6 protein-coding genes and 1 tRNA gene are annotated in these 7,006 nt (G+C 56.1%); 5 read left to right on the forward strand and 2 right to left on the reverse strand.

Annotation, left to right across the window (positions count from 1 at the left end):
* Positions 1–12 precede the first annotated feature (12 nt).
* From dcm to RFM98_RS24845, 4 genes are all read left to right on the forward strand, one after another.
* A complete protein-coding gene (gene dcm / locus RFM98_RS24830; protein ID WP_320311260.1) occupies positions 13–1,029 on the forward strand; it encodes a DNA (cytosine-5-)-methyltransferase in 1,017 nt (338 codons plus the stop codon).
* Positions 995–2,785 (forward strand): hypothetical protein, encoded by a 1,791-nt coding sequence (locus RFM98_RS24835; protein ID WP_320311261.1) that lies wholly within the window; start codon positions 995–997, stop codon positions 2,783–2,785. The genes dcm and RFM98_RS24835 overlap by 35 nt, the downstream gene beginning before the upstream one ends.
* A 129-nt stretch (positions 2,786–2,914) precedes the next feature.
* Complete coding sequence (locus RFM98_RS24840; protein WP_320311262.1) at positions 2,915–3,751, forward strand: hypothetical protein; 837 nt, start codon at positions 2,915–2,917, stop codon at positions 3,749–3,751.
* Positions 3,748–4,497, forward strand: coding sequence for a DUF6339 family protein (locus RFM98_RS24845; protein WP_320311263.1), 750 nt, complete (start codon positions 3,748–3,750; stop codon positions 4,495–4,497). Before RFM98_RS24840 ends, RFM98_RS24845 begins: the two co-directional genes overlap by 4 nt.
* A gap of 95 nt (positions 4,498–4,592) precedes the next feature.
* Here RFM98_RS24845 and RFM98_RS24850 read toward each other — a convergent pair.
* Both RFM98_RS24850 and RFM98_RS24855 read right to left on the reverse strand, forming a co-directional pair.
* Positions 4,593–4,669, reverse strand: a tRNA-Arg gene (locus RFM98_RS24850).
* Between the two features lie 221 nt (positions 4,670–4,890).
* Positions 4,891–5,814 (reverse strand): DUF1003 domain-containing protein, encoded by a 924-nt coding sequence (locus RFM98_RS24855; protein WP_320311264.1) that lies wholly within the window; start codon positions 5,812–5,814, stop codon positions 4,891–4,893.
* Between the two features lie 427 nt (positions 5,815–6,241).
* Between RFM98_RS24855 and RFM98_RS24860 the strand changes: the two genes are divergently transcribed.
* A complete protein-coding gene (locus RFM98_RS24860) occupies positions 6,242–6,691 on the forward strand; it encodes a universal stress protein (RefSeq protein ID WP_320311265.1) in 450 nt (149 codons plus the stop codon).
* The last annotated feature ends 315 nt before the right edge of the window (positions 6,692–7,006 follow it).

Below are 7,006 nucleotides of genomic sequence, written 5' to 3' on the forward strand. Positions count from 1 at the left end.
CAGGCTCCCTCGATGAAGGCCGCTGCGCTTTTTTCCGGCATCGGCGGGTTCTGTTTAGGATTCGAGCGCCAAGGGATTAAGACCCAGTGGGCGCTAGAGCTGAACCAGCACGCCGTTGAAACCTATCGAGCCAACATCGCGACACCCAGAATCATCCAGAAGGACATCCGAGAGGTGTCCGTCGCGGGCGATGACTTGGAGCCGGTAGATGTCCTTCATGCCGGTTTCCCATGCCAGAGTTTCTCGCAGGCGGGAACCCGTTCAGGTTTTGATGATGATCGAGGCAAACTGTTCTTTGAGATTATCAGGTTGCTTCGAGAGTTTGGGCCCAAGAGACCCCCTGTGCTGGTCTTGGAAAATGCTCCCTTCTTTCGTTACGGCGATGGCGGTGCGTGGTTTCTTCGACTTCAGAATGAGATCAGAAAAGCGGGCTACTGGTTCAGAGACGAAAATGCTCAAGAGATTGATGCATATAAGTTTACTGACCTCCCTCAGCAACGTGTGCGGCTTTTCATGGTCGCGCTTTCGACAGATCATTTCACCAGCGGACGATTTGAATTCCCAAAACCAAAGTCGGAGAAGGCAAAAGAGCTTCGTGATTTTGTTGACTTTGACAACGATGTAGGTGAGCAATACTATTTGCCAAAGGATAACAGATACTATCATATGATAAGTAATGCTGCCAAAGGTGATCGGCAGATATACCAACTCAGGAAGTATCTTGTTAGAACAAAGGAGCCAGGAGTATGCCCAACTCTTACGGCAAATATGGGTCTCGGTGGGCATAATGTTCCTTTTGTGTTTGCCCCGTCGGGGTTGAGGAAATTGACAGAGTACGAATGCTTGGCGTTGCAGGGTTTTCCAAAAGGATTTGAGTTTCCCGAGAGTGTCCCGTGGGCTAAAAGATACACTCAAGTGGGTAATGCGGTGGCAGTACCGGTTGCGGAAGAGTTGGCTAAATTTGTTCGCAGGCGGTTAGAGACGGGAAGGGCAGATGGTGGCGAAGATCGGTTTCGAATTTCCGCGTGACAATTCTCAGCAGTGGGACGGCTTCAACGAGCCGGGAATGGAGCATTTTGCGGGGTCGCCGTTTCGCTCGCTAGGGCGAGAGGGAACACAGAACGCCCTTGATGCTGTGATATCTTCGCCTGTTGCGATAAGTGTTCGCCTGGTCGAAGTGCCGACGACAAGCATTCCTAACGTCGATGAGTTGCGGTCCGCGTTGGAATTGTGTGTCGCAGAATCCCATGCAGAGGGAGAAAAGGCCAAGCAGTTTTTTGAGACGGCGCTTGACCTTCTGGGAAAGTCGAAAATCTCAGTTCTGCAGTTTTCCGATAGCAACACCTCTGGTGTTAAAGGTCCATGCGAGTTGGGCTATCCGTACTTCGCTTTGATGAAGGCGACTGGCCAATCGAAGAAGGAGTCCGGCACGGCTACGGGTTCTTTCGGGATTGGCAAATTCGCACCGTTCACGGTTTCCGGTTTGCGGACGATTTTTTTGAGCACTCGGTGGAGCGACGAGACCGGGGCAATGCACCACTACGTGCAGGGCAAAGCGATACTCATGTCTCATCGTAGCGGTGGCGCCACCTATCGCGGGACTGGCTTTTGGGGAATACGAAAAAACTGTCAGCCTTTGGTTGGAAACTTAGATGAGTTGCCCGCCTGGCTGCATTGTAACGGTCACGAGGGCGAGAGCACCGGGACAACCCTTAGCATACTGGGCTTTGTGGCGACTAAAGGATGGGAGAGAATACTCGCCGCCAGTATCGGTGAAAGCTTTTTCGGGGCCATCTGCCGTGGTGAGCTTACGCTGACGATCGAGGGTGGCCCGGTACTTAACGCAGGGACGCTACCGGATTTCTTCGCCGACAAAGACATCTTAAACGCCATCAAAGATCAGAAAGAAGAGCCGGAGACATTTCAGAACAGCGGACATTTTTTGAGGGCGCTTTCAAGCACCGAGAGTAAGGTTGAGGAGACCCAGAATGCTTCGCTGGGGCACTGTCGGCTTCACATACTCGTTGGGGAAGGGCTTCCGAAGCGCGTGGCTGTTTTGCGGAACGGAATGCTTATAACCTCTGAGCTCGCTCGTCTGAGACGTTTCGGGGAGTTCAAAGAGTTTGTAGCTGTTTTAGAGTGTCTCAGCGACAAGGGGAACGCCTTGCTGCGGGCGATGGAGCCACCGCCTCACAACGATTTCGAGCCGGACCGCCTACCTACTTTACAGCAACAGAGGGCTGGTCGAGTTGCGTTGCGCGAACTAGCGGAGTGGGTGCGGCAGATGTTGCAGCGCCACGCTCAAGACCCCATTGCCGAGGTCTCAGAAATCGACGAGCTTGCTGAGTTTTTTGGCGATGACGAAGAGGGTAGCGGATCCAAGGAAAAGAACGGCGACGAAAATCCAAGAGGGGCGTTGAAAATTCGGGCGCGTCCTTTGCCGAAGAAGAAGTCGACGGCTTCCGACAGCCAGGAAGACAATTCCCCCGACGACAATCTTGCCGGTGATGGTGGCGATGAAGGAGATGACGCTGGCGACGGTGAAGGCGGCGAGGACGGATCGGGCGGTAGCTCGGGTAGCAACGAGTCAACTGGCGGCGACGCAACCAAAGGCGGCGCTGGTGGCGGAGGGTCGTCAAAGAATCATGTCTCCACGCTAGCGCTACAAAACGTTCGTGCGGTCGTCCTGTCTCCCGCGCGGAGGCGAATTTCCTTTACTCCCGAGGTTGCGGGACAAGTGAAGGTGTCACTCGAAGATTCAGGCGCTGACACAAACCGAACCTGAAAATAACGTCTACGTCGGTCGGCATCGTTGCCAATGGAGATCTGTCCGTTCAGTGTAACGTGAATCAGCGCCTCACAATTGATGTAGAGTTGGACAGGGTATTCGAAGGTACGATTAAGGTCAAAGCTCATGCAGTTTGATAGCCTAAGAGCCTTTCCATACCCCGTGCTGAGGCCGGACGTAGATGACTACGTCGATGGAGATATTCAGGTAACAGCAGAGTTTGAACCGTCGATGGACGGGCAAGAGGTGGTCGCAGAAGTTGCCTTCCATCTAAGCGTCGAGGAGCTACGCGCGGAGGTAGAGGCAGGGAGAGCCAAATATACGACTGTATTTGCGTGCCGAGATACCTATTTTCGCCATGTCCACTCATCTTCTGATGAGAGCTTCAAAGTCGCATTCCCTGCTGGAAGGTTACGTGGCGAAGTACAAGTGTTCCCCTACATAGCGTCTGTCAAAACTATTACGGGATATAAAAGTAAGCTTATTAATTCAGAATTTGGTGAGGGTCCGTTTAGATATGAAATTGGCTCGGTTCTGGCAGTGGACAGACCGCAGATAATTTATATCGATCGTGACGTGTTCAAACCTCTATCATCCGTATTTGTATTAATAGGCGATGATTCGATCGTAGGGCACGAATGGCAAGTTCGAACCACCGATGACAAGGTTCAGATTTGTGTTAGCTTGGAACTAAAAGAGTTGATCGACAAAGCCAGAAACAATAAAGCGCACCGCGCTGTGTTGATGAACTCGATATATTTTGCCGCAGTTATGCAATGCATATCCATTCTGAAATCAGGCTCAGAAGACAACGAATCACGTTGGGCTAAGGTTATGCGGCAGAAGTGCCATAACGATGGAATAAATATAGATGAGCATGATGAATACCTAATAGCAGAGAAGCTTATGAGAAGCCCTTTTCAGCTAATTGAGGCGTATGTGTTTCAAGGAGCAGAGCAATGAAATTGCGAATTTTGCGAGAGTCAGCCGTTATAACACTTAGAAAGTCGATACTAGAAAATATCGAGTTATACAGATCAGGCAATTTCTCTTTCCTCGATCTCGATGCTGCTCAGTACCATGAGCTTCCCATCTCCCCTCAGGCAAAAGCGTTGGAGATGCTCAAGATGCCCGTAGGTGAGGAATTCTACGAAGTTGAAAATTGCCTGGCCGTTCATGCGTACCTCTCTGAGTTGACGCCATATGACGCTCGTGATGAGCGTCTATGGTGCCACCTCACACATACAGTTTTGCTCGACTACGTTCGCGCCCGTTGGCCTATACCTAGTGACGACGAGAAGGCTGTAGTGCATATCGAAACACATTTTTTCGCACGGACTAATCGCCAGATTGAGCGCGACAACGCAGCATCGCGATTGTGGTGGATGTCGCATCTATGTACGCGTGTCGCTGGAGTGGATCAGAAACAGGCTCTGGATGCCTTCTTGTTTCGCGCCGATGTGCGAGCCAACATCATCGAGAGGCCCACGATAGCTCAGTCGACGAATGTTTTCTCGGTGATCCTACGTGGGCTAGTTAAATCGGCGGCGGGGAAGAAGACGCTCTTTGAGCGAAAGACGTTCAGAGCCATTATGATGGATCTTAACTCGATCGGTGGGTTTCGGCTGCTTGATGTCTTGCCAGAGCCAGAAATTCACAAGATTTTCGACTCTGTTATGGAAACGCGGCTCGGCGTTGCTGGATACTGAGATATCGACTGTTGGAAATTGAACAGATTACCTGACAAGGCCGCATCACAGTGTCGCAGGCCCGTCATCGGTAAAGGTCACTACAAATGCAAAGTTGGCGCACCCGACAGGATTCGAACCTGTGACCTCTGCCTTCGGAGGGCAGCGCTCTATCCAGCTGAGCTACGGGTGCTTCCCGGTATCCGGAAAACGAACCGGCCGGTGAGCCGGCCAGCCACGGCTTCTTAGCGGAAGCCGCTGCGGGCTTCAACGGCCAATTGGAATGGCGACGGCCTGTCATGGTTGATTGTCCCACCGGTAGGGTTGTCGGACATGGCGCTCCCCCTCTCCGTCTCGGCTTTGTCGAGCCACCTCTCCCCCGCTTCGTCGGGGCGAGGAACCAAGCTCGTAGCCTCACCCCTCCGCCGGCACCTTCGCTGTCTTCCGCTGCACCGCCCTTGTCGCCCGCTTCTGCTTCTTCGCGCTTGCCAGCTCGTGCATGGCGTCGAGCTGCATCTGCTGCATTTCGGCCAGCCGCTGCCATTGGCGCGAGATCAGGTAGTCGAGCTTTTCGTGCAGGTGCCGCACTTCGAGCTCGGCCTTCAGGTTCACCCGGTAGTCGTTGAAGGAGCGCAGCCGGTCTTTGGCTTCCTGCCGTCTCTGGCTCATCATGATCACGGGCGCCTGGATGGCGGCGATGCAGGAGAGCATCAGGTTGAGCAGGATGAACGGGTAGGGGTCGAAGGCGCCCGCCATGCCCTCGAGCAGGTTGATGCCGATCCACACCAAAAGCACGCCGGCGAACGAGATCAGGAACCACCAACTGCCGCCGAACTCGGCCATGCCGTCGGAGACGCGGTCGGCGAAGGACCGGTGCTCCTCGAATTCCTCTTCCGAGTTTTCCGAGATCGTGTCCTGTCTCGCGATCGATTCCACCACCTGGCGGTCGAGCTCGGAGAATTCGCCATGCTCCTGCTGCAGCAACTCCTCCATGTAGCGCATGCGGTAGCGGCCGAGCTCGGCGCGGCTGACGCGGGCGCCGCGCGGCAGGTCCGGATGGTCGGCGCGGATGCGGTCGGCGAGGCTCGGCCGCAGGTCGTCGATGCGCACAAGGTCGCGCTTGCGGAATTTTCGGCCGCTGATCGCCGACGGCTTTTTCTTGGGCTTGACCCTGGCGGTGCCGGGCACATGCGGTTCGGAATCCGGCACCTCCGGCGCTTCGAGGATCTCGTCGGCCGCCTCATGCGGGTCCTCCGCCACGGTCTCGGCTTCAAGATATTCGCCGGCGACGTCGTTCTCGTCGTCGGCTTTCTTCTGCGCCTTGGGGTCGCTGGCCATGGTCAGTGCTCCTGTCTTTGCGGCTACGATACGCCAAGCCGGCGCGGCATATCCATGCCGAGTGTGTAACTCGTGTGACAGAACAAGTTGTTGTGATGGGGTGGCTGGGGGTGTTCGCCCGAGTGGCCGCAATCACATGGGGCAGCGCCAGCCCCCTCATCCGGCCCTTCGGGCCACCTTCTCCCCGTGGGGGAGAAGAGACTGACGCCACGCCGGCAATCTCCTCTCCCCTCGGGGAGAGGTCAGCCGAGCGAAGCGGAGGCTGGGTGAGGGGGAGCGCCCTCCGCGATTATCCGCCGCGCTGGCGCGACGATCCCCGCCGCCTGGCACCATCGCTAGCCCTGTGGCCGGGCCATCCGGCAGACTACATCAAGCTTAAGCCCGCCCCGCTGGGCTCCCGCCAACGCAAGAAAGAGGGATCGTCATCATGTACAAGAAAATCCTGATCGCCACCGACGGCTCGGAACTCGCCGGCAAGGGCGTCGCCCATGGTCTGGAACTGGCCAAGGGCCTCGGCGCTGCCGTTGCCTTCGTCACCGTCTCCGAGCCGTTCCCCACGCTGGCCTGGGGCGGCGCGATGGCCGGCTATGTCGCCGCCGACGAGCTCACCAATTACGAGGAAAGCGCCCGCAAATACGGCCGCGAGGTGCTCGACAAATGCAAGGCCGAGGCCGATGCGAAGGGTGTCGGCTCGAAGGGCATCCATGTCGAGAACAAGGCGCCCGCCGAGGCGATCCTCGAGGTCGCCGCCGGCGAAGGCTCCGACCTCATCGTCATGGCCTCGCACGGCCGCCGGGGCATCGGCCGCCTGGTGCTCGGCAGCCAGACGGCCGAAGTGGTGTCGCTGACGCAGATCCCGGTGCTGGTGGTTCGGTAGGGGCTGACCCGTATCTCGATAGACGCTGGCGCTAGCGGAAGGACGAGATAAGCAGCGATCCTTCGCGCCCCCCTCTGCCCTGCCGGGCATCTCCCCCTCAAGGGGGGAGATTAGCTGGCACCGTCGCTTTCGCCAACCTCCAACGCCGCAGGATAGAGCGAAGCGCCGAAGCTGCCAATCTCCCCCTTGAGGGCAGGGGAATCGCATATGGCTTTTTGGGACTTGAAGTTGGGCTAGGAAGAGATTCTTTGGGCAGGCAGTCGAACTGAGGAGAGACTGCCATTTCGAGCCTAGAGAGCTATTTCGGCGCGCTGC

The sequence above is a fragment of the Mesorhizobium australafricanum genome, from assembly GCF_033977265.1.
Taxonomy (GTDB): Bacteria; Pseudomonadota; Alphaproteobacteria; order Rhizobiales; family Rhizobiaceae; genus Mesorhizobium; species Mesorhizobium australafricanum.